Raw genomic sequence first — 24,131 nt, 5'->3', positions numbered from 1 at the left:
ACTTCGGGCCGAACTAAAATAGACATTGTTTAAGCCATTTGTGGATATCCAAAAGCCATTCATACCAATTCTATTTCTCAAATGAGTATTGAAGAAATTACTAAATGAAGTGTCAGACGCTTCACTTACGACACTCTGTAATAAGGTATAAGTTCCATTTTGATAGGCCCAACGACTACCCGCGTCGGCTTCATATTCCAGGCAATCTGCAGTAACACAATCAAATGCGGTGTCCTTTAAGCCGCTTGTCATAGTCAGTTGATTCCATATAGTGATCATATTTTCTTTTTCCGGTGGAGCTGAGGTCCAGCCTTCCCCAAGGTATGCGGAGCTTTGTTCATTAATGTCCAGTAAGTCCAGTTCCTGGGCAATCCCTACTGTAAAGGCAGTCAGGGTTTTGCCGGCAGATGCCCAATACCAGATACTATCCTTGGTAAATGTCCCGAAGTATTCCTCCATGGCAATTTTACCATCTTTTAGAATTATAAATGCTTTAGTATCCTTTTCCTCCAGGAAATCGATTAGACCCTGCTTTGCGTTGTCATTCCAATCTAACGTTTCAAAGCTGATAGTTTCCCAATCCTCCGAGGTAGTTCCGGGAAAATACAATGTAGAATCCGGATTTTCATCTGAACCGTCTTCTTCAATTAATACATCTGTAAAATCATCGGTATTATTTTCACAGGCTAAACTGCCTAGAAAAAAAATGGCTAAAAAAAGTACTTGAATGCAGGGTTTCATTTGGTTGTGATTTCTAATTAGACTTACACAGCTAGTAATGGTTTAACGCAGAAATAGAAGAATTCGTGTTAAAAAGCTGCTCTTCGTCTATTGTATTGTATTTTTGCACGGCTAAAACAAATTCATGCGAACAAAATCGGTAAAGCAAAATAGAATTAATGTCGTAACACTTGGATGTTCCAAAAATGTCTATGATTCCGAAGTTCTTATGGGGCAACTCAGAGCGAATGATAAAGAGGTAGTGCATGAGGAGGAAGGCAATATTGTCGTTATTAATACCTGTGGGTTTATCGCAAATGCCAAAGAGGAAAGTGTGAATACTATTTTAGGATATGTAGAGAAAAAAATGCAGGGTGAGGTAGATAAGGTATTTGTGACAGGATGTTTGAGTGAGCGTTATAAACCTGATCTGGAGAAGGAAATTCCTGATGTTGATGAATATTTTGGCACCAGTGACCTGCCTAATTTATTGAAAGCCCTGGGTGCCGATTATAAACACGAGCTAATTGGCGAACGCCTTACAACCACGCCAAAAAATTATGCCTATTTAAAGATTGCTGAAGGTTGTGACAGGCCTTGTTCGTTTTGTGCAATACCTCTAATGCGAGGTAAACATAGAAGTAAGCCTATTGAGGAATTGGTTATGGAAGCTCAAAAACTGGCATCTAATGGTGTAAAGGAGCTAATACTAATTGCCCAGGATTTAACGTATTATGGACTGGACTTATACAAAAAAAGAAACCTGGCCGAATTACTGAGAGCACTTTCTAAGGTAGAAGGAATAGAATGGATTCGCCTCCATTATGCCTTTCCAACCGGGTTTCCATTGGATGTGCTCAGCGTAATGAAAAAAGAACCAAAAATCTGCAATTACCTGGATATACCCTTGCAACACATCTCGGATCCAATCCTTAAAAGTATGCGGCGGGGTACTACTAAAGCCAAAACTAACAAGCTATTAAAGGACTTCAGAGCGATGGTTCCGGACATGGCCATAAGAACAACACTTATTGTGGGTTACCCGGGTGAAACGGAGGAAGATTTTCAAACACTAAAGGACTGGGTAAAGGAAATGCGCTTTGAACGACTTGGTTGTTTTACCTATAGTCATGAGGAGAATACCCATGCGTTTACTTTAGAAGACGATGTGCCGGAAGAAGAGAAGCAAAATAGGGCAAATGAAATTATGGAACTCCAGTCCGCTATTTCATGGCAATTAAACCAAGACAAAATTGGTAAAACATTTCGTTGTATCATTGACCGTAAGGAGGGGAATTATTTTATAGGTCGGACCGAATTTGATTCACCTGACGTGGATAATGAAGTACTGGTTGATGCAAGGAACTTCTACGTCAAAATTGGTGACTTTGTAGAACTTGAAATCACTGATGCTGCGGATTTTGATCTTTATGGCAGGCCGTTGAATTAGGTTTTATCCGCACCGGTTTTGCCTATCTGTTGTATAGACATTAAGAATTAGAGCAGAACGTTAGAGATCAGGTTTTCAACCGTGGGATGATCATTACCTCCGGCTGGTTCAATGGTGATATTCAACGATTCCGCACGCGCTATGTATTTCAATGGGATCAATACCGTGTCTGCAGGTAAAAGGCCCATATCTATCATAACCCCATCAACATCGGCCCACATTTGATATGTTTTATCTTTCTGTAAGGGAGGAAGGCCCTGTGAATTTACCATTACACTTTGTGTAGCATGATTTACATAGGCTACAGCTCTGGATCCGGGATATGATGAATTGCCCTTTAGTAATAAAGGAATTACGTTTCTATTATTAATAGACTGGTACCGCCTATTAGTGACATCAAAAGTTTGCTCTAAATTTGACAATCGATCCTGCATAGCTATCGTCTGTTGCTGAAGTGCCTCCAAATTATCTTCTGCAGTCTGCCATCGATTGTAGAACCAAAACGAGGACAAGGCAAAAATTGCAGCTAAACTAGCGGCTACTGCCAGACGACTATAATTAAATCTGTCTTCTGTTTTGGGTCCGGAAATGTCCTTTATTTCAGATTTTTCCCCTCGGTTTTCAAGAGCATTTTCCAGTGCTTTTTTAATGCTTTCGGGAGGAGTAATAGCATTTTCGAAGCCAATTCTTTCAAACTCTTCTTCAAGTCCTTCAAATACTTCTTTTAAATCAGCATGTCCTTCCAGAACTTCTTGGATCTGTATTTCCTGTTCATTTGAAAGTTCTCCCAAAAGATACTGCTCCAAAAGCCCGTCTTCTAAAATACTTTTCTTATCCATTTCTAATAACTTCAATTAACAAAACAAACCATGATAGCTCTGCACGTCGTTCTCTTAATTTAATCAGAGCCTGTCTTACATATGATTTGAAAGAGCCTAACGGCACGTTCATTTCTTTATGTGCCTCTTGATGAGTATAGCCCTTAAAATAAACCAAATCAATTGCCATTTGGTGCTGAGGTTCTAAATCTGCTAAAATTCCTTTCAAATTAGAAGAATCAGAAACCTCCGATTCGGTATTTCTACTTTCATATACACTTAAATCATCTGTTTGGATGAGCGGAGAAGACTTTCTGAGTGCATTTAAGGTTGTATTTTTTGCTATTCGGTAAGCCCAGGTGTAGAATTTTCCTTTCTGAGGATCAAAAGAACTTATTTTTTGCCAGATTTTAATAAAACTTTCCTGCAAAAGGTCTTTAGCCAAATCATCGTCTTTACACATCCTTAGTATTACACCATAAAGAGCTCCTGAATACTTGTCATATAACAGGTATAAGGCATTCTTATCTCCCTGGAGAAGTTGATTGATGGATTCGATATCTTTTGGGTGTCCTGCCATAAACTTGTGTTAAAGATATGATAAAAAATCACTTTGCTCATCCATGGCTTAAATCATTGTGTAATTACTAATGCATAGTGCAAATAAATAATTTCTAATTTTAACTTTTTAAACAAATCATGAAAAAAATTATCTTAATTATCTCAATGGTAGCTTTAGTATTTTCTACTCAAACTACCTCCGCCCAGGACAAAGCAATGACTATTGTTGATGTTGCAGTTTCTGTGGATGATTTCTCTACTTTGGTAACGGCTTTAAAAGCTGCAGATTTAGTAGGCGCTCTTCAGGGTGATGGTCCTTTCACAGTTTTTGCACCTGTTAACGCCGGATTTGCAAAAATAGATTCAAATACTTTGAATTCGTTATTAGCTCCCGAAAATAAGGAAAAACTAAGCGCCATCTTAACATATCACGTAGTTGCAGGAAAAATCTCTGCTGCTGATGTTGCCAGTGCGTTAAAAGCGGGAAATGGGAAAGCTGAACTTAAAACACTTAATGGTGAAACGCTAACAGCGGTTTCAAAAGATGGTGGAATTTTTCTAATGGATAAGAATGGCAATTACAGCAAAATTGCTAAAACAGATGTAATGGCTTCAAACGGGGTAATTCACATCATCGAAGATGTAGTGATGCCTTAATTACTTCTTTTTATTTATAAAATTGAAAGCACCGTATTACGGTGCTTTTTTTCGCTCTAATTCGAGCTGGTAAAACTCCCTCCCAAGTGCAGCTAAAAAGGGAATTCCTATCTCATCATATTCATATTTGTCGTCGTTAAAAACCCCATCTTTGTTAACTAAAATGGTTGCAGTAAGCATAAACTCTACGCCATTCTTTTCATCAGTTATATAAGCACAATCCGTAAGTGTACCATAGGCAAACCCAACTTTGTTGTATATTTTCATGTGTTCAGGAATATTTTCTTTTGTATCACCATAAATAAAAAACTTACAATAGCCATCATAATACTCTACAGGATCATAACCCGCTTCTTTCGGCAGGGTATGCATAGCACTTAATAAAAATGTTCTTTGATCCTTACTAAGGTTAAACCGTTCTTGGTTGCTAAATAACTGGGGAAATAGTATTCTTTTCAAGACTTCGTGCTGTGAATTAACCGGGTAATAATTCTTGTAACTAAAGTCAAAAGGATTCATAATTAATGAGTCATTTTCGTAAAATCCGACCCCTTTTTTTATTCGTTCCAGCTGCAGGGGCAAGGGTTCTGAGTTTACTATGGATGTTGACGTTCCGGTAGTGCTGTCATTTATGTATAGGATAAGAGGCTTTGTGGTGACATCATCAGAGTGTACCCCAAGTCTGTGTGAAATTCTCACGGGACCAACCCCTAAACTATCAAGTCGGCTATTGATGGCATCTTGTCCCTGGAATTCAAGTAATCTGTTGTTTGCATGATTGTCACTTACAGTTAAAATATTAATGACATCCTCTGCAAAAGTATTTTCAATCGAATCTCCTTCAACATAGTACCGGGTATTTCTATCTAGTGTATCAATGGTATTTAACTTCTCCAGGGCCAGTACGGCAATAGGTAATTTAACGGTACTTGCGGGATAGAAATAATGATCGTTATCTAACTGAAATTCATAATCAGTTAGAATTATGCTATCGTTAATGCGATCTATTTGGGTATATAATATTTGAATTTCATATTGATCAACACTATCTATAACTTTTCGTATTGAAACCTCAGGTGAATCTAAAACCCTCTTCATGGGATCTTTTTCTTCGCTTTTGGTTTTGCAGGAACTCGTTATTAAGATTAATGTCAGTAAAGTAAGTATAACAGCTTTCACTAATAAGTATGGTTTAAAAATTATGCTAATTTGAATAGACTTCACCGCGATGTGGAAGGAGCGCATCGCGCACTTTGAGCATATTAACCTCTTCAACTACCAGGTATGCAATGCTGTGCATTGAACTTAATTGGGTAGTGCCGGTTATATTCAGGCTTAACTTTTCAGCGACAATGTAATCTTTTAAATGTTTTTCATGATGTTTGGCTATTTCTTTTGCGGTTGGCCCTCTGAAATCCCAAATGAGTTTAATTTTTCTGCTCACATTTATCCTTTTATTTGGTAATCCCCGGCTAAGATCATTATATAGATAGTTTCCAGGGGTATTTATCAATATTCATACGGTTAATTGCCCTAATTTACTAAATAAATATATTGAGGTACTAAAAATCTGTTAATCCATATTGCGATTACTTGTCCAGCAGGATTGAATTCTTATTTTTGTCGAATGCATTTTTTAAACCTACAGACCAAATTACTCAGGAATCTTATAGGACTTTATGTCTTGGTTTCGATTTTTATATCCTGTAATTCATTAATAAAAAATGATATGAACGAAGAGCCATTGGCTCGGGTAGGGGATACTTATCTATACTGGGACGAGGTTAAAGCAGCGATTGGTGAAAATTTGACCCGTCAAGATAGTGCAATTGTCGTATCCAATTACATTAATAAATGGGCTACCAAACAAATATTTTTGGAAAAAGCAAAGATTAATTTGCCCGATGAAAAGATCACAGAATTTGAACTGTTGGTTTCCAGATACAGAACAGATCTTTATACCAGGGCCTATAAAGAAGCTTTGGTAAATAGGGCGGAGGATACTATTATCTCTGACGCGGAATTAAACAGATTCTACGAGGGGGAGAAAGAAAATTTCAAGCTCAAAGAGAAAATTATTCAGCTGAGATTTATTCAATTGCCTGTTCAATTTCTCAATAAGAAAGAAGTGACGGAGAGTTTAAGGCGATTTAATGAGGATGATAAAAGATTTTTGGATTCTATTGGTGTACAGTTTAAAAAGTTAAACTTTAACGATTCTATCTGGATATCGGCTTCGAGGGTACTTGAAGAAATACCTCCTTTGACCATAGATAACCAGGACAGATACTTAAAAAAATCACAATTTTTTGAATTAGAGGACTCATTGGGGGTATATTTGACAAAGGTTAAGGATGTACTTCAGGTTAATGAAGTTGCCCCGCTTTCTTATATTGAACCTACTATAAGGCAGGTGCTTCTCAATAGAAGAAAATTGCAATATATCAGAAAACTGGAAACAGAAATTATAGATGAAGCAACTAAGGAAAATGAATTTGAAGTTTATGATAAACAGGAATAAGTTAGTATACATAGTCGCCTTTTTTATTGTTTTTACCGGGCTTAGTGCCCAGGAAATGGATTCTATTCCCGATACTCAAATAGAACCGCCAGAACCAGTGAAAGTTGCTGATAGTGTGATAAAAAAGAAACCAGTAACTAATTTTAAGAAAATAAAACTAGATGGTATTTCAGCTGTAGTAGGGGATTACCTTATCCTGGATTCCGATATTGAAAAAACGCTTATTGATTTACGCAGTCAGGGAGCAGCTATGGACGATATTACGCAATGTGGATTGTTAGGGAAATTGATGGAGGATCGTTTATATGCACATCAGGCAGTGCAGGATAGTATTCTGATCTCGGACGATGAGGTAAATGCCACAAGTGACCGGCAAATGCAGCAATTGGTTCAACAGGTAGGTTCCATGCAGAAAGTCCTTCAATTTTATAATAAAGAGAGTGTGGAGGCTTTTCGGGAAGAATTGTTCACTATTAATAAGTTGAGGATGCTTTCTGAGAAAATGCAACAAAAAATTGTCAGTGAAATAGAGGTTACCCCGGAAGAGGTAAGACAATTTTTTAATAAAATTCCCGAAGATGAAAAACCTGTTTTCGGAGCAGAACTCGAAATTTCACAGATAGTTAAAATTCCTGAAATTCCTGAAGAGGAAAAACAGAAAACTATTAATAAGTTAAATGAGATAAAGGCCGATTGCGAAGACAATGATGCCAGTTTCAGTGTAAAAGCAATTTTATATTCTCAGGATCCCGGCTCCAAATCCAAAGGTGGCTTTTATAGTATGACCAGAGAGACACCTTTTGTTAAGGAGTTTAAAGATGTAGCTTTTAGTTTGCGCCAGGGAGAGATTTCAGATCCCTTTGAAACTACTTTTGGGTACCATATTATATATATTGAAAAAATAAGGGGCCAGGAACTAGACTTGCGTCATATTCTCATTCAACCAGAGATTCCACAATCTTCCATTGAGAAAGCAAAAGTTGAATTAGACTCCATACGAAAACAAATTATTGAAGGCAAGTATACTTTTGCAGAAGCGGCTAAGAATTTCTCGGATGAAAAAGAAACCAAAAATGACGGAGGGTTATTAAGAAATCCAATTAATTTTGATTCTCGTTTTGAACTTACCAAGATGGATCCTTCCCTGTACAATCAGGTAAGGAATTTAAAAGATAACGAAGTATCACAACCAACTTTTGAGAAGGATCCGAATGGAGGTCCTCCCAAATATAAAATATTAATGGTGAGTAACAGATATGATGAACACGAAGCAGACTTTGCTATAGATTATATCAAAATACAGGAACTTGCTTTACGCGATAAACAGTTTAAGGCCATTAAGGAATGGTTGAATGATCATATTGAGGATACTTATGTAAGTGTTAATGGTGATAACAGAGATTGTGAGTTTGCCAATAAATGGGTAAAGGAATAACTGCATGTCTGACGTAACCGCCATCAACAATTTAGTAGCCAAACACCAGGCCCTCAGAAAAGAAATAGCTAAGATCATAGTTGGACAGGATGTGGTTATAGACCAAATTCTCTTATCTATCTATACTGGCGGGCATTCCTTACTTATTGGGGTACCCGGACTAGCAAAAACGTTAATGGTGAATACCATTGCCAGCACATTGGGACTTGATTTTAAAAGAATACAGTTTACTCCGGATTTGATGCCTAGTGATATCTTAGGGAGTGAGATTTTGGATCAGAACAGAAATTTTAAATTTATCAAAGGTCCAGTTTTTGCCAATATAATTCTTGCAGATGAGATTAACAGGACACCCCCTAAAACGCAAGCTGCACTTTTGGAAGCTATGCAGGAAAGGGCTGTAACCATTGCGGGAGTGCGTCATAAACTTGCGAAACCCTATTTTGTTCTCGCTACACAAAATCCAATTGAACAGGAAGGTACTTACCCCCTTCCGGAAGCACAGCTAGATCGTTTTATGTTTGCCATAGAACTAAAATATCCTTCCGTTGAGGAAGAAATCCAGGTAGTAAAAACCACTACCAATGATGAATTTCCAGAAGTGGACCCTTTATTTAATGCGGATGAGATTTTGGAAGTTCAGCATTTGATAAGAAGAATACCAGTCCCGGATAATGTTGTGGATTATGCTGTAAAACTGGTAAGCAGTACACGACCAGGGTTGGAGAGTTCTTCAGATTATGTAAAGCAATACCTGGATTGGGGAGCCGGACCAAGAGCCTCTCAAAACCTTATACTCGGTGCTAAGGCCTATGCTGCTATTAATGGCAAGTTCTCTCCGGATATTGAAGATGTGCAGGCCGTGGCGATGGGAATACTCCGGCATAGAATAATCAAAAATTACAAGGCTGAGGCCGAAGGTATCTCAGAAGAAGACATCATAAATAAGCTTCTTTAAGATTAAATCTTGGACATTTCATGAAGAATGTACATGATTATTTTTCACATCAATCTGAGAAGTACAAGGCATATAGGCCTTCTTGTCCCGCTATACTTTAATCTGAGATTCTGTAGTTTGTTCCCGTAAAAAACTGTTGTTGGGACTGCGGTACCGGTAATGTACAGGTTGCTGTTGAACTGGCAAAATATTTTACCAAGGTATTTGCGACGGACATAAGTCAGAATCAATTAAATCACCGGGAAGTACAAAAGAGCATTGTTTATAAAAAAGTAAGGGCAGAGAGAACCTCATTTCCAGAGAATAAATTTGATCTCATCACCGTTGCCCGGGCAATTCACTGGTTTTATTTTGAGGAATTTTATAAAGGCACCATTGGATCATATTGGAATGCCGAAAGGAAACATGTGGATCATGCCTATAAATCAATTCCTTTTAATTTTAATCTTTTGAGTATTGATCGTGAAATAGAAATAAAGGAAAATTGGGACATAAAACAATTGGAGGGTTATCAAAATACATGGTCGGACGTTAAAAATTATAAAATGCCAATGATGGGATAAATCCGGTTCCTGAATTGATAAACGGGTAACGAAAAAACTGGAAGGAGCAGGAGAAAAAAGAAATCCGATTTCCAATTTTTCTAAAAGTTGGAAGGATCGAGAAATAAAGTGCACCAATTAACAATGTTTAATATGTAATCCTATTCTAAAAATTTCTTTAGCCCCGTGTATTTTACTAATTTTGGGAAATTCAATTAACAGATAAAATCAAGATAATGACATTTGATATTGACATGATAAAAGGGGTTTACGCGAATATTGCGGAACGAATAGATAAGGCCCGCGATATAGTAGGAAGACCCTTAACACTTTCCGAAAAAATATTATACGCTCATCTTTGGGAAGGTAATCCTACCAAAGCCTTTGAAAGAGGCAAAGATTATGTAGATTTTGCTCCGGATAGAGTGGCATGTCAGGACGCTACTGCACAAATGGCCCTGTTACAGTTTATGCAGGCCGGGAAACCAAAAGTTGCAGTGCCTACAACGGTTCATTGTGATCATCTGATTCAGGCTAAGAGTGGTGCGGTTGCTGATTTGAAAACTGCCAACAGTACCAGTGCAGAAGTGTTTAACTTTTTAGAATCTGTTTCAAATAAGTATGGAATTGGCTTTTGGAAGCCGGGAGCAGGCATTATTCATCAGGTAGTATTGGAAAACTATGCTTTTCCCGGAGGGATGATGATAGGAACCGACTCTCATACAGTAAACGCAGGAGGTCTGGGTATGCTGGCAATTGGAGTTGGTGGGGCAGATGCTGTTGATGTTATGGCAGGTATGGCCTGGGAGCTTAAATTTCCTAAATTGATAGGGGTTAAACTAACCGGCAAAATTTCCGGTTGGACCTCAGCTAAGGACGTTATTTTGAAAGTTGCCGGTATTTTAACGGTAAAAGGTGGTACCGGGGCTATTGTGGAATATTTTGGTGAGGGGGCAAAGAACCTTTCATGCACAGGTAAAGGTACCATATGTAATATGGGGGCCGAAATAGGAGCAACAACCTCTACATTTGGTTATGATGCCTCCATGGAACGATATCTGCGCGCTACCGATAGGAGTGGTGTAGCAGATGCGGCAAATGAAGTAAAAGAATATCTGACTGCAGATCCGGAGGTATATGAAAATCCGGAAAAGTACTTTGATGAACTTATAGAAATTAATTTAAATGAACTAAGACCGCACCTCAATGGTCCTTTTACTCCGGATTTAGCAACTCCGGTTGGAGAATTAGGTCCTAAAGCTAAAGCAAATGACTGGCCTATTCAGGTTGATTGGGGGCTTATTGGATCGTGCACCAATTCTTCTTATGAAGACCTTACACGTGCTGCATCAATTGCCCGGCAAGCCGTGGATAATAAGATAAAACCAAAATCTGACTTTGGAATCAACCCGGGCTCTGAGCAAATTAGATATACCGCTGAACGCGATGGGCTGTTACAGATTTTTGAAGACCTGGGCGCAACTATTTTTACAAATGCCTGCGGGCCTTGTATAGGTCAGTGGGACAGAAGTGATCTCAAAGGAGAGGAAAAAAATACCATTGTGCATTCTTTTAATCGAAATTTTTCAAAAAGGGCCGATGGTAACCCAAATACACATGCCTTTGTTGGCTCTCCGGAAATGGTAGCCGCTATTGCACTATCGGGGAGGCTCGATTTTGATCCGATGAACGATACATTAATGAATGAAGACGGTGAGCAAGTCAAATTAAAAGAACCTGAAGGGATTGAACTACCTCCAAAAGGTTTTGAGGTAGATGATGCGGGGTATCTTGCTCCGGATGAAGATGGTAGTGGAGTTGAAGTTATTGTTTCCAAAGATTCTGAAAGGTTACAGGTATTAGAGCCGTTTGTGCCCATATCTCCGGAAAGTCTTCAGAATATGAAACTCCTTATTAAAGCCTTTGGTAAATGTACTACGGATCATATCTCGATGGCCGGTCCATGGTTAAGATATAGAGGTCATCTTGATAACATTGCCAATAATACATTAATAGGTGCTGTGAATGCCTTCAACAAAAAAACCAATTTTGTAAAAAATCAACTAACAGGAGAATATGGAGGTGTACCTGATACCCAAAGAGCTTATAAGGCTGAAGGGATAAAGACTATCGTGGTTGGTGATCACAATTATGGTGAAGGTTCCTCGCGTGAGCACGCCGCTATGCAGCCCAGACATTTGGGTGTAGCGGCCGTCTTGGTAAAATCTTTTGCCCGGATACACGAGACCAATTTGAAAAAACAAGGGATGCTGGCTTTGACTTTTGCCAACGAAAGTGATTATGACCTTATCAAGGAGGATGATACCTTTAATTTTATTGATATTAAGGACTTTGCGCCAGAGAAACCTTTGTCCATTGAAGTAGTACATGCAGATGGTACTAAAGATATGATCATAGCAAAACACACCTATAACCTGCAGCAAATTGAATGGTTCCACGAAGGATCCGCTCTGAATGTTATAAAAAGAGAAAATGCAGGATAAATTACAGTATAAAGTTAAATATAATAACTCCCGACATTCCTCGGGAGTTATTTAGTTTTTAAGAATTGTAAGAAAATGAAAGTAAGCAAGAAAACCATACTCAATCTACTGCTCATAGCTTTTTTGCTTTCTTTTTTTGTTACACCAATGGGGTACCATGGTAAGATTGTATTGAACCGAGTATTTTCTTTTAGCCCGGAAGTGATAGCACCTAATGAAGAATCACGGATCCTTGATTACAATTGGAAATTAAAAAATGCCCGGTGGGAATTCTTTAATTTTGAGAAAAGTAAAGGGAATGTGGTATTTATCAATTTCTGGGCTTCCTGGAGATTACCTTGTGCCGCGGAGCTAAAAAGTATCCAGGCGCTGTATGATCAATATCAGGGTAAGATGGATTTTTATATTATTACGGATGAAGAGCGGGAACCTGTAGAAGAATTTATCAAAGAAAATGAGTTTACTTTTCCCGTAACCTACCTTATTATTGGAGAGAAAGCTCCTTTAGCTATTCCAGAACCCCCGGCTTCATATATCATTGATAAAAAGGGCTATATCAGGGTGAATAAAAAAGGAATAGCAGATTGGGATAATAAAACAATTTATAACCTCTTAAATGAGTTAATTAATTAAAAATGAAACTGAAAAAGACACAGCTGGTAAATATTACCATCATTCTTTTACTGGCACTTTATTTTTTCACTCCGATAGGGTTCCATGCCAAGGTATACCTGAACAGGTTAATATCTCACAATCCTGTACCTGTTGCAGAGAGAACCCAGGAAGTTCTGGAGGATTATGATTTTAAATTGGTAGATGCAAAAGGTAATAGGGCAAATCTCATGGATTACAAAGGGGAGGTTGTATTTATAAATTTCTGGGCAACCTGGTGTCCGCCATGTGTTGCGGAAATGCCGGATTTACAATTATTATATAACGCGTACGGGCAGAAGGTTACATTTTTGTTTATTGCAAGGGATAAAGAAGAAAGGGTGTCTAACTTCTTAGTGAAGAAAAATTATGATTTACCGGTTTATTTTGAAGCCGGATTTACACCAAAATCCCTTTATTCAGGAGCTTTACCCACGACTTTCATAATTGGTAAAGAGGGCAATATTGTTGTGGCAGAGACTGGTGCTGCTGACTGGAATGACGAAAGTATCCATCAGCTATTGGAAAAGCTATTAAAAAAAGAATAAAACGAGAAATCTAAGGTTTGCTGAATATACCTGGCTTAGTTAAAAAGCAGGTTATTTTTTAAAATACTTAAAGGGTACAATCAACATACCAAAACATTCTCCATCTTCTTTGCCTATATGCTTATGATGCATTTTATGAGCCCTGCGCACACCTCTGGCATACCAGTTGTTGGCATTTCTGAACATTTTAAAACGTTGATGAATAAAAATATCATGAACCACAAAATAGGTGGCTCCATAAGCCATTATTCCAAAACCTAGTGGCCAACCGTACCAGAATGGTGTAAAGCTCGCCAGGCAAAAGAAAGTTATACTCACAACCGCATAAAATATAAAAAATGCGTCATTTCGTTCAAACCAGGAATCATGGTCTTTTTTATGATGGTCACGATGTAAACTCCACAAAAAACCATGCATAATATACTTATGAGTAAACCAGGCCATAAATTCCATAAATCCAAAAGTGGCAAGGAAAATCAGGATCCAAATTACAATTTTCATACTAGTATAAATTCAGTTTATAATTTACATAGGACTTTGCAAGAAGTCCAAATTTTTGATAATTGGGCACCCGTATTCTGGTGTTCTTGATTTCCTTTGAAGGCGTTTTTTGTAGCTTACTCAATAATTTATAATAATATTTATAAGCAGTGTAGACACCAAATTTAGCCTCATTAGGAAGTTGAACAATACCATCGTAACCCTGTTTAAAATCGACTTTTATTTCTTCAACGATTCTTTGTTTCGACCCTTCATCCAGTTCAAGAAGATTGGTGTTTGGAAAATAGGAACGGTTTAGATGCTCATAATCTGCCTTAAGGTCTCTTAAAAAATTCACCTTTTGAAAGGCAGATCCAAGGGACATGGCCGATAATTTAAGGGATTCATAGCGCTCATCATCTCCTTTTACAAAAACACGAAGGCACATAAGCCCCACAACATCTGCGGATCCATAAATATATTCTTTAAATTCTGCTTCTGTACTATAGACACTTTTATTTAGATCCATCCGCATACTTTTCATGAATGAACTAACTAAATGATAAGGAATATTGTATTTATGGTACGTATACTGAAAGGCGTTTAATATTGGATTAAGGCTTATTTTGTCTTTTAGGCTTCTCTCCAGATCTTCCTCAAATTTATTAAATAATGTTTCTTTGTCGTAGTTGTGGAAAGCGTCAACTATTTCGTCTGCACATCTGACAAAACCATATATATTGTATATATCACCTCTAATTGAAGTGGACAACATTTTTGTTGCGAGAGAAAATGAGGTGCTGTAAGCTTGGGTTACAATCTTACTGCATTCGTAGGAAACTTCATCAAAAATAGCTTTCATTTACTACCTTTTAATTATTTTTCATCATCAATTCAGCAACTAATTTTCCTGAAATTAACGAAGGGGGAACTCCTGGCCCGGGTACAGTCAACTGGCCGGTGAAAAATAAATTACTAATTTTTTTGCTTTTCAAGCCTGGTCTCATAAAAGCAGTTTGTGATAACGTATTTGCCATACCATAAGCATTACCTTTATAAGAATTATACTGTTCTTTAAAGTCATTTACACAAAACGAATTTTTAAATATAATATTATTTTCTACAATCTGTTCGGTGCGCTCCTGGAATCTTTTCATGATAATATCAAAATACTGGTTCCTCAGAGCAGGTGTGTCTTCCAAACCAGGGGCAATGGGAATCAGAAAAAATCCGGTTTCATGATTCCTGGGGGCCATACTTGCATCGGTTACAGATGGAAAGTTTGCATAGAACAAGGGCCTGGACGGCCATTTTGGGTCGTCATAAATTTCAGATGCATGCTGGCCAAAATCTGTATCGAAAAATAAATTGTGATGCTCAATATTTTTTAATTTCTTGTCGAACCCAATAAAGAATAGTAAGGAAGATGGTGCAAATGTTTTTCTTGCCCAGTATTTTTCTGAATATTGACGATGCGGCTTGTCCAATAAGGATTCAGAATGGTGGTAATCAGCACCGCTAAGGACCATGTCAGCGGCTATAGTTTCAGAATTGACCACAATCCCTTTCGCTTTACCTCCATCAACAACAATCTTCTCTACCGGGCTATTCGTATAAATAGTGACTCCCAGCTCTTCCGCCAAACTCTTCATAGCGATGATTATCTGATACATTCCTCCTTTAGGATGCCATGTTCCAAGTCCAAAATCTGCAAAATTCATAAAACTATAAAAGGCAGGGGTCTTACTGGGTTTTGCTCCAAGAAATAACACGGGAAATTCCAGCGTGGAAATCAGCTTTGGGTTTTTAAACTTTTTACGTACTTCCTGACTTATTGTTTTAAAAAATTGATCAACTCTTGTTATGGTATCGCTGGTCACCAGTTCCAAGGGAGAAATCCCGGGACGATAAACAATTTCATTGATAGCGATATCATAGTTACTTTGAGCTTTGGCAATAAACTTTTTAAGATATTTAGAGCTGCCTTCTTCTATGCGCTCAAATTCCTCGCTGATTTTATCCATGCAATCCCCTATGGTGATCACATCATCTTCAAAGAAGATTTTATAAGCCGGATTTAACTTGTCCAATTGATAATAATCTGAGGTCTGCTTACCAAAATCTGCAAAAAAACGATCAAAAATATCTGGCATCCAATACCAACTTGGACCAATATCAAAGGTAAACCCACCTTTGGATAATTGCCTGGCTCTTCCCCCAACAGTATCATTCTTTTCATAAAGACTTACATCAAAACCTTTTTGAGCCAGATAACTGGCCGCAGAGAGTGATGAAAACCCCGATCCAATGATCACAACTTTTTTGTTGTTGATATTCATTCTATAAAAGTTAATTAAAGCTTATAAAGCTTTGGATAATTCTTCTATGGATTCAAAGGTACGAATGTGCGATGGAAGTTTCTCTTTTTTTATATGTTGAATTTGCCTGCCTAAAACCCATAACTTGCAGTCTCCATTGTTCATGATTTTTGTAAAATCATCCATATACTTCCCCAGTCTGTCTTTAGTCGGGACAACGGTGAAGTAGGATAAGAAGTGTAAATTTTTATAATAAGATTGCAGGTCTGCCAAATCTTCCAGTGGCATGGTTTGTCCTAAATAGATTGTTTTATAACCCCTAAGCATGATCTCGTAATTAAGAAATAAAAGGCCTATCTCATGGATTTCATTTTCGGGTAGGAACAGTACAAAAACCTTATCATGTTGCGTGGGTCGCATTAACTGCAATTTCTCGGTACTTGTATAGATCTTCTGTTTGATCAAATTGGTAATAAAGTGCTCATGTGAGGGGTTTATCGTGTCTGTTTGCCATAATAAACCAAGTTCATTTAATAATGGAATAAGATCCTCCCAAAAAATTTCGCGAAACGATTTTTCCGCAAGAAGACCATTATAGGTATTTTGGAACAGCGAAGGGTCAAAATTAATCATTGACAGTTTAAAGGCATTGATCGCGTGATTATTGGTACTGTTTTTTGCAACTATTTCACGGACTATAAGTGGAATTTCTGCCTCCGGGATTTTGGCAATTTTAGAAATTTTATAACCGTTGTTGTAGAGGAGCGTTATATTCAGTAATTTCTGAAGACTAGACAGGCTATAGGTTCTAATATTAGTACTGGTACGTTCCGGGGTTAATAAGCCATATCTTTTTTCCCAGATTCGGATAGTATGCGCTTTAATTCCGGATAGGTTTTCCAAATCGCGGATACTAAAATACTTTTTTACATTGTTCATTATTTACACGAAATAGTTAAACAAATTTACAATTTTATATATAAAGTTGTCTTATCGTTGCGTTAATTTTTTCTGAACTAAACAATTAAACCTTTTAATTCTTAAGTTTTTACGATTAAATGGCAATGTTTTTTGTTATAAATAGATATATTTAAACTCACTAATCGCAGAAAAGGATGTCAAAAAAAACTACTCAGACCAGAAAGCAATTTTTAAAGAATATTGGTGCAGGTACTCTCGCTTTAGCAAGTGCCCCGGCAATAATAGCTGCGGGAACCAGACCTAAAATATCGTTATTAAACCGGAGGGTCTATACTCCAAATAGTAATGTGCAAATAGCCCTGATAGGTGCAGGGGGTATGGGTACTGAGGATACAATTACTGCCTTAAAACACCAAGGGGTAAAGTTGGTGGCAGTATGCGATCTATATGACGGGCATCTTCAAAGGGCCCGGGAAAGATGGGGCAAAGATTTATTTACTACGAAACAGTATAAGGAGGTTCTGGCCAGGAAAGATGTGGATGCAGTAATCATTGGAACACCCGATCATTGGCACAAACAAATTTCAATTGATGCTATGCGGGCTGGCAAGCATGTTTACTGTGAGAAGCCCATGGTTCATTCCTTAGATGAAGGGCATGAGGTTATTAAGGCTCAGAAAGAAACTGGCATGGTATTTCAGGTAGGTAGCCAGGGCATGTCCTCATTGGGAAATGAAAAGGCTAAAGAACTAATCGCTCAGGGAGCAATTGGGGATATTAACTATGCAGAGGGATTTTGGGCAAGAAGAAGCCCAACCGGCGCCTGGCAGTACAATATTCCAAAAGATGCTTCAACAAAAACTGTAGATTGGGATACTTTTTTAATGAATACTGAGAAAAGACCTTTTGACGCTACAAGATTTTTCAGATGGAGAAATTACAAGGATTACGGAACGGGGATGTCCGGGGACCTATTTGTACATCTGTTTTCCAGCCTTCACTTTATTACCGGTTCAAAAGGACCTAATCAGATCTATTCTTCAGGAGGATTGCGTTATTGGAAAGATGGCAGAGAAGTGCCGGATGTTCTCCTTGGTGTTTTCGATTATCCCGATTCTCAAGAACACCCTGCTTTCAACTTATCATTGCGGTGCAATTTTGTTGACGGTACATCGGGCACGACTTATCTGAGAATTGTGGGTAGTGAAGGTTCTATGGATGTTCAATGGAGAAAGGTAATTTTAAGAAGGAATAATGAACAATTTGACAGTGATCCCTTTTTAAAAGCCAAGGCATCCGAGAGAGGAATGGCCAGTACAAGAAAAAAGATGCTTCCACCCGAAGAAACGGTTTTTGAAGCAGAGGAAGGTTATCAGGGAGCCCATTATGACCACTTTTCTAATTGGTTCAATGCTATAAGAGGAGGTAAAGCAGTAGCGGAAGATGCAGTATTTGGCTATCGTGCTGCTGCGCCCGCACTAGCCTGTAATGATAGTTACTTTTTGGATAAAGCAATAAAATGGGATCCTGTCAATATGAAACTACTTTAATATATAAGGTTATGAAACTAAAAATAATTATAAGTTGCTTGTTGCTGATGATAGTGGCATGTAAGAATACTGAAAAGAAGAAAGAGGAACTACCTCCCTCTAATGAAGAACAAGTGGTGGAAAGCGATTGGGTGGAGCTTACAAAACCATCAGACTGGCGCGGATATAACCAGAATTCACTTCCCTCTAATTGGTCTATAAAAGATGGAATAATAGAATGTTTTGGAGAAGCCGGAGATGTAGGAGGAGATATAATTAGTATGGAAACATATGACAATTTTGAATTTGCTTTTGAATGGAAAATATCCAAAGGAGGCAATAGCGGTGCTTTCTATCATGTGGTAGAGGACACCATTTATCACTCTCCCTACGAAACCGGTCCGGAATACCAATTGTTAGATGATGTAGGTTTTGAAGAACCAATTGAAGATTGGCAAAAAACAGGTGCAAATTATGCCATGCATGTTGCCAATGAAAAGAAAACACTAAAACCGGTAGGGGAGTGGAATACGAGCAAGATTATTTATAATAAAGGAAAGGCCGAACATTGGCTTAATGGTCAGAAAATTGTTGAATTTGATAAGAACTCTCAGGACTGGCAGGAGAAACGGAATAGTGGTAAATGGAATGATTTTCCAGACTATGGCAAAGCTAACGATGGATATTTAGCGTTGCAGGATCATGGTGCAGGGGTATGGTTCCGAAATGTACGTGTAAAACGATTGTAGGCTGAAATAAAATCAAAAACTGCCTCTGAATATTACAGAAGCAGTTTTTTTGTGCCCACGACTGGAGTCGAACCAGCACGTCCTTGCGAACACTACCCCCTCAAGGTAGCGTGTCTACCAATTCCACCACGTGGGCATTTTTCCAAAATGGAGGTGCAAATATAACGAAGTATTTCTATTTTGCAGATTATTAACTATTACTTCGCGCTTTGGGAGGCAACAATTGCCCATCCTCTGAAATGAGGAAATAAATTGGTTTAGGACCGTACTAGGATTTAAGAATATTTGGTAATTCTTCACTGTCTATTACATATTCGGTTATTTTAAAAACTTCTTTGCGATTAGACCTGAACTGTTTTACGAAACTTGAAATCTGATCTTCCAGAATTTCATGATCTTTTACGAATTGCGGGTTTGTACTTTCTGTGGGATTTTCCACCATTAGTGCCAGATTCTGTTGGTGCGTAATTACTTCTTTCATTAAGGCCTCACTTTTGCTGCGAATCTCAAACAGGTTCTTCTGTATTTCTTTTACCATATTGAGATTGCTGTCTTTTGTAATCCAAATTATATATTTATCTATCAGGTGGTGTAAAAACCGGAGGTCATCTTTGTAGAAGTTGAGGTCAGACTTCCAATGGTCTGTTAATATATATAGATTTTCCCAGTTTACATTTTCAATATTTTTTTGCTGCGTTGATTTATTGCTGTTATCCATGATTCAGATTTCTTTGATTTGTAGCTTAAAAGTAATTTAGCCGGGTGTGACTTCTTATGATATATGTCATGTAAAACATTAGTGACGAATGTCATATTTTCTGATTCTAAAATAGGGTAAATTCGGTTAACTTTAAACAATATGCAATGTACACTATTCTTTACGCTACCGATTGTTCCAAAAATTCGATTTCTGCGCTAAATTATGCCAAAAACCTCTGTGAAAATTTAAATGCCCGACTAATTATTTTTCACATATATGATATTCCGCCGATAAGTACTTCCAATATTAGATCGGTTGAACAAATACATAAGCTGGCCTATGCAGAACAAAAGAAAATATTGGAAGCCTATTGCCAAAAACATATGGATGAGAATCTGAGTAAAAATCAACTAAAATATTCTGTAGCACAAAATATTTCAGTCAGTAAAGGTATAGCAGATAAAATAAAGAAAGAGGATATAGACATGCTCGTAATTGGGATGAAAGATGCACATTCCAAGAGGGGATTCCTAAGTGGTAACATTGCCAATAAATTAATAGATAAAAACCTGTGCCCTATACTAATAATACCTGCCGGCTATAATTACAAGCAGATAAAAAAGATGACTTACGCCAGTGACTTTGAATCTTCTGATATCATAGCCCTTGAAAAATTGGCTGCCATAGCAGAAAGTTTTGATGCCAAAATAGATATAGTTCATATTCCAACTTCGGAGGAATATACGGCCATGCAACAGATGGAGTGGTTTAAAGAGTTATTGGAAGCTCAGGTGACTTATAAAAAAATAGGTTTTCATATGGTACTGGCCAATAGTATTGAAGAGGGTTTAAGGATTCATGTTAAGGACGAGAAAGCGGATTTATTGGTGATGTTGGAAAGAGAAAACAAGGGGATCTTTGCAAGGCTTTTTAATAAGGATATGGTAAAAAAAATGGAATCCCTGGCTACCATACCCATACTATGTTATAATTCAATAAGAAAATAAAATAACTACCAAAATCTAGTCGAGAATGGTACCATCTTCCATTACTATGATGCGATCTGTGCGTTTTGCAAAGTCCATATCATGGGTAACAACCAATAGGGAAAGCCCTTCCTCTTCTTTTAATCTCTTAAATATTTGAAAGACATTCTCCGCATTATAACTGTCAAGGTTACCTGTAGGTTCATCGCCCATAAGAATGTCAGGATTATTGATAAGTGCCCGTGCAATGGCAACACGTTGTTTTTCACCGCCGGAAACTCGTGAAGCCCTTTTTTGTGCCAGATGTTCAATTTTAAGCATTTTCAATTTTTCCATGGCATCATGTTCTATTTCCTCATAGCTTTTGGAAGCTAGTTTTTTAGCCGGAAGCATTACATTCTCCAGAACGCTAAATTCTGATAGGAGATAATGAAATTGAAATACAAACCCTATATGTCTGTTTCGCAATTGTGATAGTTCCTTTTGATGCTTCCCTGTTACAAGTTCCTCATTCAAAAATAGCTGGCCCTCATAATCGGTATCCATGGTAGAAAGTATGTAAAGCAGGGTTGATTTCCCGGAGCCTGATTTACCCATAATGGATGCAAATTCCCCTTCCTGTACACTAAAACTTATATCCTTCAGAACGTGAAAATCCACTGGTTTTCGAAAATGCTTGTTAATATTTTTGGTTTCCAGAACAGTTCCCATAATTATTGATTAGGTTCCGCGGATGATGCGTACAGGATCTATTTTTCTAGCCTTATTTGAAGGTAAATAACCGGCAATAAATGTAGAAATTAGCGCAAATACAATTCCAATGACATAATACCATAGGTTATAATTTACCGGGAATGTACTTATGGTGGGTAAGGCTTCAGTTTCGAAGGGGATATTATCAATAATTCTCGATAAGAAAAAGCCTATGATTAAACCAACTATTCCCCCTGCGACCCCTATTAACATGGCCTGACTCATAAATATAAGTTGTACATCCTTACCTGAAAATCCGGTTGCTTTTAGGATGGCAATGTCCTTCATTTTTTCGTAGATAAGCATGTTCAGAATATTGTAAATACCGAAACCCGCAACAATGAGCAAGGTTATTGAAACGGCGTAGGTGATAATATTTCGAATATTCGTCCCTGTTTCGAACTGCGCATTTGCTTCATTGATGTCGGTTGCTTTAATTTTAAACTGCTTTTCCAACTTTCGCGCCATGGGCTCAGCTTCTTTTAGGTCATATAGTTTTATATTAATATCTGTAATATAATTTTCAGGTTCTCCCTGTATTCTTTGAACTGTTTTAAGATTTGCAAAACTTTGCACATTGTCTATTTCAGCAATACCACTTTGGTAAATCCCGATAATTTTTAATGGAAAAACAGTACCCTTAACCGTACTGATTTGTACGCGATTGCCAACACCCAGCGACATCTTTTTGGCAAGTCCGGAACCAAGTAGGATTCCATTTTCATTGTTTTTAAGAGCTTCCGGACTCCCTTCAACAATATTATCCTGTATGTTGGATAATCGTACTTCTTCCATAATATCTACACCTACAAGGTTACCACCCAGTTCACTGGAACCCGACAAATAGAATATTTGGGTACGCAGTTGAGGTGTTGCTCCTTTTACATTTTCCTTATCTTTTAAATAATTTAATATGGGGAGGGCATTATGTATTTTAAGTTGATTTTGCTTAGGCTTTACGGAGTGTACTACATTTAAGCCACCATCAAATTTATCGTATAAGGAAATTGGCTGTTCTGCTGAAGGTGCAATTTCATTATACATATGAATATGAGGTGTTTGATTAAGTACAAGGTCATCGAGCATACCGTTCAAACCCGTCATAAAACTTACCAGTGTAATATACGCTCCAATTCCAAATGTTACCCCAAGGGAAGCGGTTACGGTAGACTTCATCTTTGTTAACAGATGTGTTTTGGCAATGCTAAGTATAACCTTCCAGTTAGTCATTCTTCTGGTTTTAAGATATATGTTTCCGCATCCAGACCTGATCGGACTTCAATGCGTTCAAGGTCTTGAATACCCGTTACAATTTCGATAATACCTTCTTCCGTTAGCACCTTGTTATCATCAATAAGATATTCCTTTGGTATGGTTATGGCATTTTCCTTTTGGGAAATTATAATATTGCCTTCTCCTGCCAGACCGGGATATAGAACTTCCGGCGGCTCTGAAAAAATGGCCTCTATTTTAAACGTCTGAGAACGTTCATCCTTTCTTGGATAAATTTTATTAATAATAGCGCTATATACCTTGGACCCATATGCGTCAAGTGTTATTAGAGCTGTTTGACCAATTTTCAGCTTTACTATGTCAACTTCATCAACTAACATCTCAATTATAAAATCATTTGTACTGCCAATAGCGGCTATGGGTTCCATGGTATTGATTATCTCACCCTGGTTTTTGTATAGCGCGTATACCGTACCATTAATTTTACTCTGAACATTAAAATCCTGAGTAGTAATCAATGAAGTCTCGTAATTATTTTCAGCTTGCTTCAGTTTGGTCTTCAGTTCGGTTTTTGTTCGTTCAAAATTACTTTTAAGCAAGCTCAAATTGTTGCTTGATAGCTCATAAGCCAGTTTTCGATTTTCGTATTCTATCTTGGATCCTATATTTTGTTCCCAAAGGTTTTCCTGTCTGCAAAAATTCACTGAATCATTCTTATATTGAAGTTCTGCAGCTTTAATTTCATCGCTTAAGGCCATTAAGACGGTATTACTACCACTGTAGTTTTCCCGGGCTAGCTGGAGATTTAGTTGAGCATTTTCAGAATTTAACTTTGGGGTGTTGTTAATGATTTGAGCGATTGAAGTTCCTTTTGCTACCGAATCACCTTCTTCAACAAAATTTTTGTCGAGGATGCCACCTACCGCTGCATACACCTGATAAAGACTATCGGGTTGTATGGTTACTGAAGTGTATACAGATTCAGTAATGGTTACCTTTGATGGTAATAATTTTTCCCGATTTTCATTACAGCTTAGTGCTGATGTAACAGATATAAAGCCAATTAGAAATCTAAAGAAAATAGGGTAACCTTTCAT

General features: G+C 37.6%; 24 protein-coding genes, 1 tRNA gene and 1 pseudogene. 12 read left to right on the top strand and 14 right to left on the bottom strand.

The window, feature by feature from the left end; all coding sequences use genetic code 11:
• The coding region (locus tag Q0X77_RS09515) for a serine hydrolase (protein ID WP_297796478.1) at nucleotides 1-741 on the bottom strand (741 nt) is incomplete at its 3' end.
• A 124-nt stretch (nucleotides 742-865) separates the two neighbouring features.
• Here Q0X77_RS09515 and rimO point away from each other — a divergent pair.
• Entirely contained in the window at nucleotides 866-2,170 is a 1,305-nt protein-coding gene (gene rimO, locus Q0X77_RS09510) for a 30S ribosomal protein S12 methylthiotransferase RimO (RefSeq protein ID WP_297796475.1), read from the top strand.
• Nucleotides 2,171-2,217: 47 nt separating this feature from the next.
• Here the strand turns inward: rimO and Q0X77_RS09505 are convergent, their stop codons facing one another.
• Nucleotides 2,218-3,009, bottom strand: coding sequence for an anti-sigma factor (locus Q0X77_RS09505; protein WP_297796473.1), 792 nt, complete (start codon nucleotides 3,007-3,009; stop codon nucleotides 2,218-2,220).
• Nucleotides 3,002-3,568 (bottom strand): RNA polymerase sigma factor, encoded by a 567-nt coding sequence (locus Q0X77_RS09500; protein ID WP_297796470.1) that lies wholly within the window; start codon nucleotides 3,566-3,568, stop codon nucleotides 3,002-3,004. The genes Q0X77_RS09505 and Q0X77_RS09500 overlap by 8 nt, the downstream gene beginning before the upstream one ends.
• A gap of 119 nt (nucleotides 3,569-3,687) precedes the next feature.
• Here Q0X77_RS09500 and Q0X77_RS09495 point away from each other — a divergent pair, with 119 nt between their 5' ends.
• The gene (locus Q0X77_RS09495) at nucleotides 3,688-4,206 is read left to right on the top strand and encodes a fasciclin domain-containing protein (protein WP_297796467.1); all 519 of its coding nucleotides are present in this window, start codon (nucleotides 3,688-3,690) and stop codon (nucleotides 4,204-4,206) included.
• A 36-nt stretch (nucleotides 4,207-4,242) separates the two neighbouring features.
• Here Q0X77_RS09495 and Q0X77_RS09490 read toward each other — a convergent pair whose 3' ends face one another.
• Nucleotides 4,243-5,304 (bottom strand): serine hydrolase, encoded by a 1,062-nt coding sequence (locus tag Q0X77_RS09490; RefSeq protein WP_297796464.1) that lies wholly within the window; start codon nucleotides 5,302-5,304, stop codon nucleotides 4,243-4,245.
• Between the two features lie 106 nt (nucleotides 5,305-5,410).
• Nucleotides 5,411-5,650, bottom strand: coding sequence for a hypothetical protein (locus Q0X77_RS09485; RefSeq protein WP_297796461.1), 240 nt, complete (start codon nucleotides 5,648-5,650; stop codon nucleotides 5,411-5,413).
• Nucleotides 5,651-5,935: 285 nt separating this feature from the next.
• Here Q0X77_RS09485 and Q0X77_RS09480 point away from each other — a divergent pair, with 285 nt between their 5' ends.
• The 7 genes and pseudogenes from Q0X77_RS09480 to Q0X77_RS09455 all read left to right on the top strand — a co-directional run bounded on the left by Q0X77_RS09480 (nucleotide 5,936) and on the right by Q0X77_RS09455 (nucleotide 13,365).
• Nucleotides 5,936-6,727: a peptidyl-prolyl cis-trans isomerase gene (locus Q0X77_RS09480; RefSeq protein ID WP_297796458.1), complete on the top strand. Its 792-nt coding sequence runs from the start codon at nucleotides 5,936-5,938 to the stop codon at nucleotides 6,725-6,727.
• Entirely contained in the window at nucleotides 6,678-8,162 is a 1,485-nt protein-coding gene (locus Q0X77_RS09475; RefSeq protein WP_297796455.1) for a peptidylprolyl isomerase, read from the top strand. Before Q0X77_RS09480 ends, Q0X77_RS09475 begins: the two co-directional genes overlap by 50 nt.
• Nucleotides 8,163-8,166: 4 nt before the next feature.
• Complete coding sequence (locus Q0X77_RS09470) at nucleotides 8,167-9,120, top strand: AAA family ATPase (RefSeq protein WP_297796452.1); 954 nt, start codon at nucleotides 8,167-8,169, stop codon at nucleotides 9,118-9,120.
• Between the two features lie 155 nt (nucleotides 9,121-9,275).
• Nucleotides 9,276-9,683, top strand: a pseudogene (locus tag Q0X77_RS15380) (methyltransferase domain-containing protein); the annotation flags it as partial.
• 215 nt (nucleotides 9,684-9,898) lie between these two features.
• Nucleotides 9,899-12,166 (top strand): aconitate hydratase, encoded by a 2,268-nt coding sequence (locus tag Q0X77_RS09465; RefSeq protein WP_297796449.1) that lies wholly within the window; start codon nucleotides 9,899-9,901, stop codon nucleotides 12,164-12,166.
• 75 nt (nucleotides 12,167-12,241) lie between these two features.
• A complete protein-coding gene (locus Q0X77_RS09460; RefSeq protein WP_297796446.1) occupies nucleotides 12,242-12,799 on the top strand; it encodes a TlpA disulfide reductase family protein in 558 nt (185 codons plus the stop codon).
• Between the two features lie 2 nt (nucleotides 12,800-12,801).
• A complete protein-coding gene (locus tag Q0X77_RS09455) occupies nucleotides 12,802-13,365 on the top strand; it encodes a TlpA disulfide reductase family protein (RefSeq protein ID WP_297796443.1) in 564 nt (187 codons plus the stop codon).
• Between the two features lie 51 nt (nucleotides 13,366-13,416).
• On the opposite strand, the gene Q0X77_RS09450 is transcribed toward Q0X77_RS09455, so the two are convergent.
• From Q0X77_RS09450 to Q0X77_RS09435, 4 genes are read right to left on the bottom strand one after another with little or no spacing between them, the layout of a single operon-like run.
• On the bottom strand, nucleotides 13,417-13,866 hold the full coding sequence (locus Q0X77_RS09450) for a sterol desaturase family protein (protein WP_297796439.1): 450 nt from the start codon (nucleotides 13,864-13,866) through the stop codon (nucleotides 13,417-13,419).
• Between the two features lies 1 nt (nucleotide 13,867).
• Nucleotides 13,868-14,707: a phytoene/squalene synthase family protein gene (locus Q0X77_RS09445; protein WP_297796436.1), complete on the bottom strand. Its 840-nt coding sequence runs from the start codon at nucleotides 14,705-14,707 to the stop codon at nucleotides 13,868-13,870.
• Between the two features lie 10 nt (nucleotides 14,708-14,717).
• On the bottom strand, nucleotides 14,718-16,184 hold the full coding sequence (crtI, locus tag Q0X77_RS09440) for an NAD(P)/FAD-dependent oxidoreductase (RefSeq protein ID WP_297796433.1): 1,467 nt from the start codon (nucleotides 16,182-16,184) through the stop codon (nucleotides 14,718-14,720).
• 21 nt (nucleotides 16,185-16,205) lie between these two features.
• Nucleotides 16,206-17,102 carry a MerR family transcriptional regulator gene (locus Q0X77_RS09435; protein ID WP_297796430.1) on the bottom strand — a complete coding sequence of 299 codons (897 nt, stop codon included), beginning with the start codon at nucleotides 17,100-17,102 and terminating at the stop codon, nucleotides 16,206-16,208.
• 176 nt (nucleotides 17,103-17,278) lie between these two features.
• Between Q0X77_RS09435 and Q0X77_RS09430 the strand changes: the two genes are divergently transcribed.
• Together Q0X77_RS09430 and Q0X77_RS09425 are read left to right on the top strand one after the other, a co-directional pair.
• Complete coding sequence (locus Q0X77_RS09430; protein WP_297796427.1) at nucleotides 17,279-18,634, top strand: Gfo/Idh/MocA family oxidoreductase; 1,356 nt, start codon at nucleotides 17,279-17,281, stop codon at nucleotides 18,632-18,634.
• Nucleotides 18,635-18,645: 11 nt separating this feature from the next.
• Complete coding sequence (locus Q0X77_RS09425; RefSeq protein ID WP_297796422.1) at nucleotides 18,646-19,362, top strand: DUF1080 domain-containing protein; 717 nt, start codon at nucleotides 18,646-18,648, stop codon at nucleotides 19,360-19,362.
• A 52-nt stretch (nucleotides 19,363-19,414) separates the two neighbouring features.
• Here Q0X77_RS09425 and Q0X77_RS09420 read toward each other — a convergent pair.
• Nucleotides 19,415-19,498: transfer RNA gene (locus tag Q0X77_RS09420), tRNA-Leu, on the bottom strand.
• A gap of 132 nt (nucleotides 19,499-19,630) precedes the next feature.
• Nucleotides 19,631-20,080 carry a hypothetical protein gene (locus Q0X77_RS09415; protein WP_297796420.1) on the bottom strand — a complete coding sequence of 150 codons (450 nt, stop codon included), beginning with the start codon at nucleotides 20,078-20,080 and terminating at the stop codon, nucleotides 19,631-19,633.
• Between the two features lie 146 nt (nucleotides 20,081-20,226).
• On the opposite strand from Q0X77_RS09415, the gene Q0X77_RS09410 reads away from it, so the two are divergent.
• Complete coding sequence (locus Q0X77_RS09410) at nucleotides 20,227-21,069, top strand: universal stress protein (RefSeq protein WP_297796417.1); 843 nt, start codon at nucleotides 20,227-20,229, stop codon at nucleotides 21,067-21,069.
• A 15-nt stretch (nucleotides 21,070-21,084) separates the two neighbouring features.
• On the opposite strand, the gene Q0X77_RS09405 is transcribed toward Q0X77_RS09410, so the two are convergent.
• The 3 genes from Q0X77_RS09405 to Q0X77_RS09395 are packed head-to-tail and all read right to left on the bottom strand — an operon-like array spanning nucleotide 21,085 to nucleotide 24,131.
• Complete coding sequence (locus tag Q0X77_RS09405) at nucleotides 21,085-21,759, bottom strand: ABC transporter ATP-binding protein (protein ID WP_297796414.1); 675 nt, start codon at nucleotides 21,757-21,759, stop codon at nucleotides 21,085-21,087.
• 9 nt (nucleotides 21,760-21,768) lie between these two features.
• Nucleotides 21,769-23,031: an ABC transporter permease gene (locus Q0X77_RS09400; protein WP_297796412.1), complete on the bottom strand. Its 1,263-nt coding sequence runs from the start codon at nucleotides 23,029-23,031 to the stop codon at nucleotides 21,769-21,771.
• Nucleotides 23,028-24,131 (bottom strand): efflux RND transporter periplasmic adaptor subunit, encoded by a 1,104-nt coding sequence (locus tag Q0X77_RS09395; protein WP_297796409.1) that lies wholly within the window; start codon nucleotides 24,129-24,131, stop codon nucleotides 23,028-23,030. Before Q0X77_RS09395 ends, Q0X77_RS09400 begins: the two co-directional genes overlap by 4 nt.

The organism is uncultured Eudoraea sp. (assembly GCF_947258925.1).
Taxonomy (GTDB): Bacteria; Bacteroidota; Bacteroidia; order Flavobacteriales; family Flavobacteriaceae; genus Eudoraea.
The sequence above is the reverse complement of the archived record's forward strand: the minus strand, read 5'-3'. Positions and strand labels throughout refer to the sequence as shown.

Coding starts and splice junctions, on each gene's coding strand:
- Q0X77_RS09400 (WP_297796412.1), bottom strand. CDS start 23,031: ATGACTAACTGGAAGGTTATACTTAGCATTGCCAAAACACATCTGTTA.
- Q0X77_RS09465 (WP_297796449.1), top strand. CDS start 9,899: ATGACATTTGATATTGACATGATAAAAGGGGTTTACGCGAATATTGCG.
- Q0X77_RS09460 (WP_297796446.1), top strand. CDS start 12,242: ATGAAAGTAAGCAAGAAAACCATACTCAATCTACTGCTCATAGCTTTT.
- Q0X77_RS09470 (WP_297796452.1), top strand. CDS start 8,167: ATGTCTGACGTAACCGCCATCAACAATTTAGTAGCCAAACACCAGGCC.
- Q0X77_RS09425 (WP_297796422.1), top strand. CDS start 18,646: ATGAAACTAAAAATAATTATAAGTTGCTTGTTGCTGATGATAGTGGCA.
- Q0X77_RS09490 (WP_297796464.1), bottom strand. CDS start 5,304: ATGAAGAGGGTTTTAGATTCACCTGAGGTTTCAATACGAAAAGTTATA.
- Q0X77_RS09395 (WP_297796409.1), bottom strand. CDS start 24,131: ATGAAAGGTTACCCTATTTTCTTTAGATTTCTAATTGGCTTTATATCT.
- Q0X77_RS09500 (WP_297796470.1), bottom strand. CDS start 3,568: ATGGCAGGACACCCAAAAGATATCGAATCCATCAATCAACTTCTCCAG.
- Q0X77_RS09405 (WP_297796414.1), bottom strand. CDS start 21,759: ATGGGAACTGTTCTGGAAACCAAAAATATTAACAAGCATTTTCGAAAA.
- Q0X77_RS09495 (WP_297796467.1), top strand. CDS start 3,688: ATGAAAAAAATTATCTTAATTATCTCAATGGTAGCTTTAGTATTTTCT.
- Q0X77_RS09430 (WP_297796427.1), top strand. CDS start 17,279: ATGTCAAAAAAAACTACTCAGACCAGAAAGCAATTTTTAAAGAATATT.
- Q0X77_RS09445 (WP_297796436.1), bottom strand. CDS start 14,707: ATGAAAGCTATTTTTGATGAAGTTTCCTACGAATGCAGTAAGATTGTA.
- rimO (WP_297796475.1), top strand. CDS start 866: ATGCGAACAAAATCGGTAAAGCAAAATAGAATTAATGTCGTAACACTT.
- Q0X77_RS09435 (WP_297796430.1), bottom strand. CDS start 17,102: ATGAACAATGTAAAAAAGTATTTTAGTATCCGCGATTTGGAAAACCTA.
- Q0X77_RS09455 (WP_297796443.1), top strand. CDS start 12,802: ATGAAACTGAAAAAGACACAGCTGGTAAATATTACCATCATTCTTTTA.
- Q0X77_RS09450 (WP_297796439.1), bottom strand. CDS start 13,866: ATGAAAATTGTAATTTGGATCCTGATTTTCCTTGCCACTTTTGGATTT.
- Q0X77_RS09475 (WP_297796455.1), top strand. CDS start 6,678: ATGAAGCAACTAAGGAAAATGAATTTGAAGTTTATGATAAACAGGAAT.
- Q0X77_RS09415 (WP_297796420.1), bottom strand. CDS start 20,080: ATGGATAACAGCAATAAATCAACGCAGCAAAAAAATATTGAAAATGTA.
- Q0X77_RS09410 (WP_297796417.1), top strand. CDS start 20,227: ATGTACACTATTCTTTACGCTACCGATTGTTCCAAAAATTCGATTTCT.
- Q0X77_RS09480 (WP_297796458.1), top strand. CDS start 5,936: ATGAACGAAGAGCCATTGGCTCGGGTAGGGGATACTTATCTATACTGG.
- crtI (WP_297796433.1), bottom strand. CDS start 16,184: ATGAATATCAACAACAAAAAAGTTGTGATCATTGGATCGGGGTTTTCA.
- Q0X77_RS09505 (WP_297796473.1), bottom strand. CDS start 3,009: ATGGATAAGAAAAGTATTTTAGAAGACGGGCTTTTGGAGCAGTATCTT.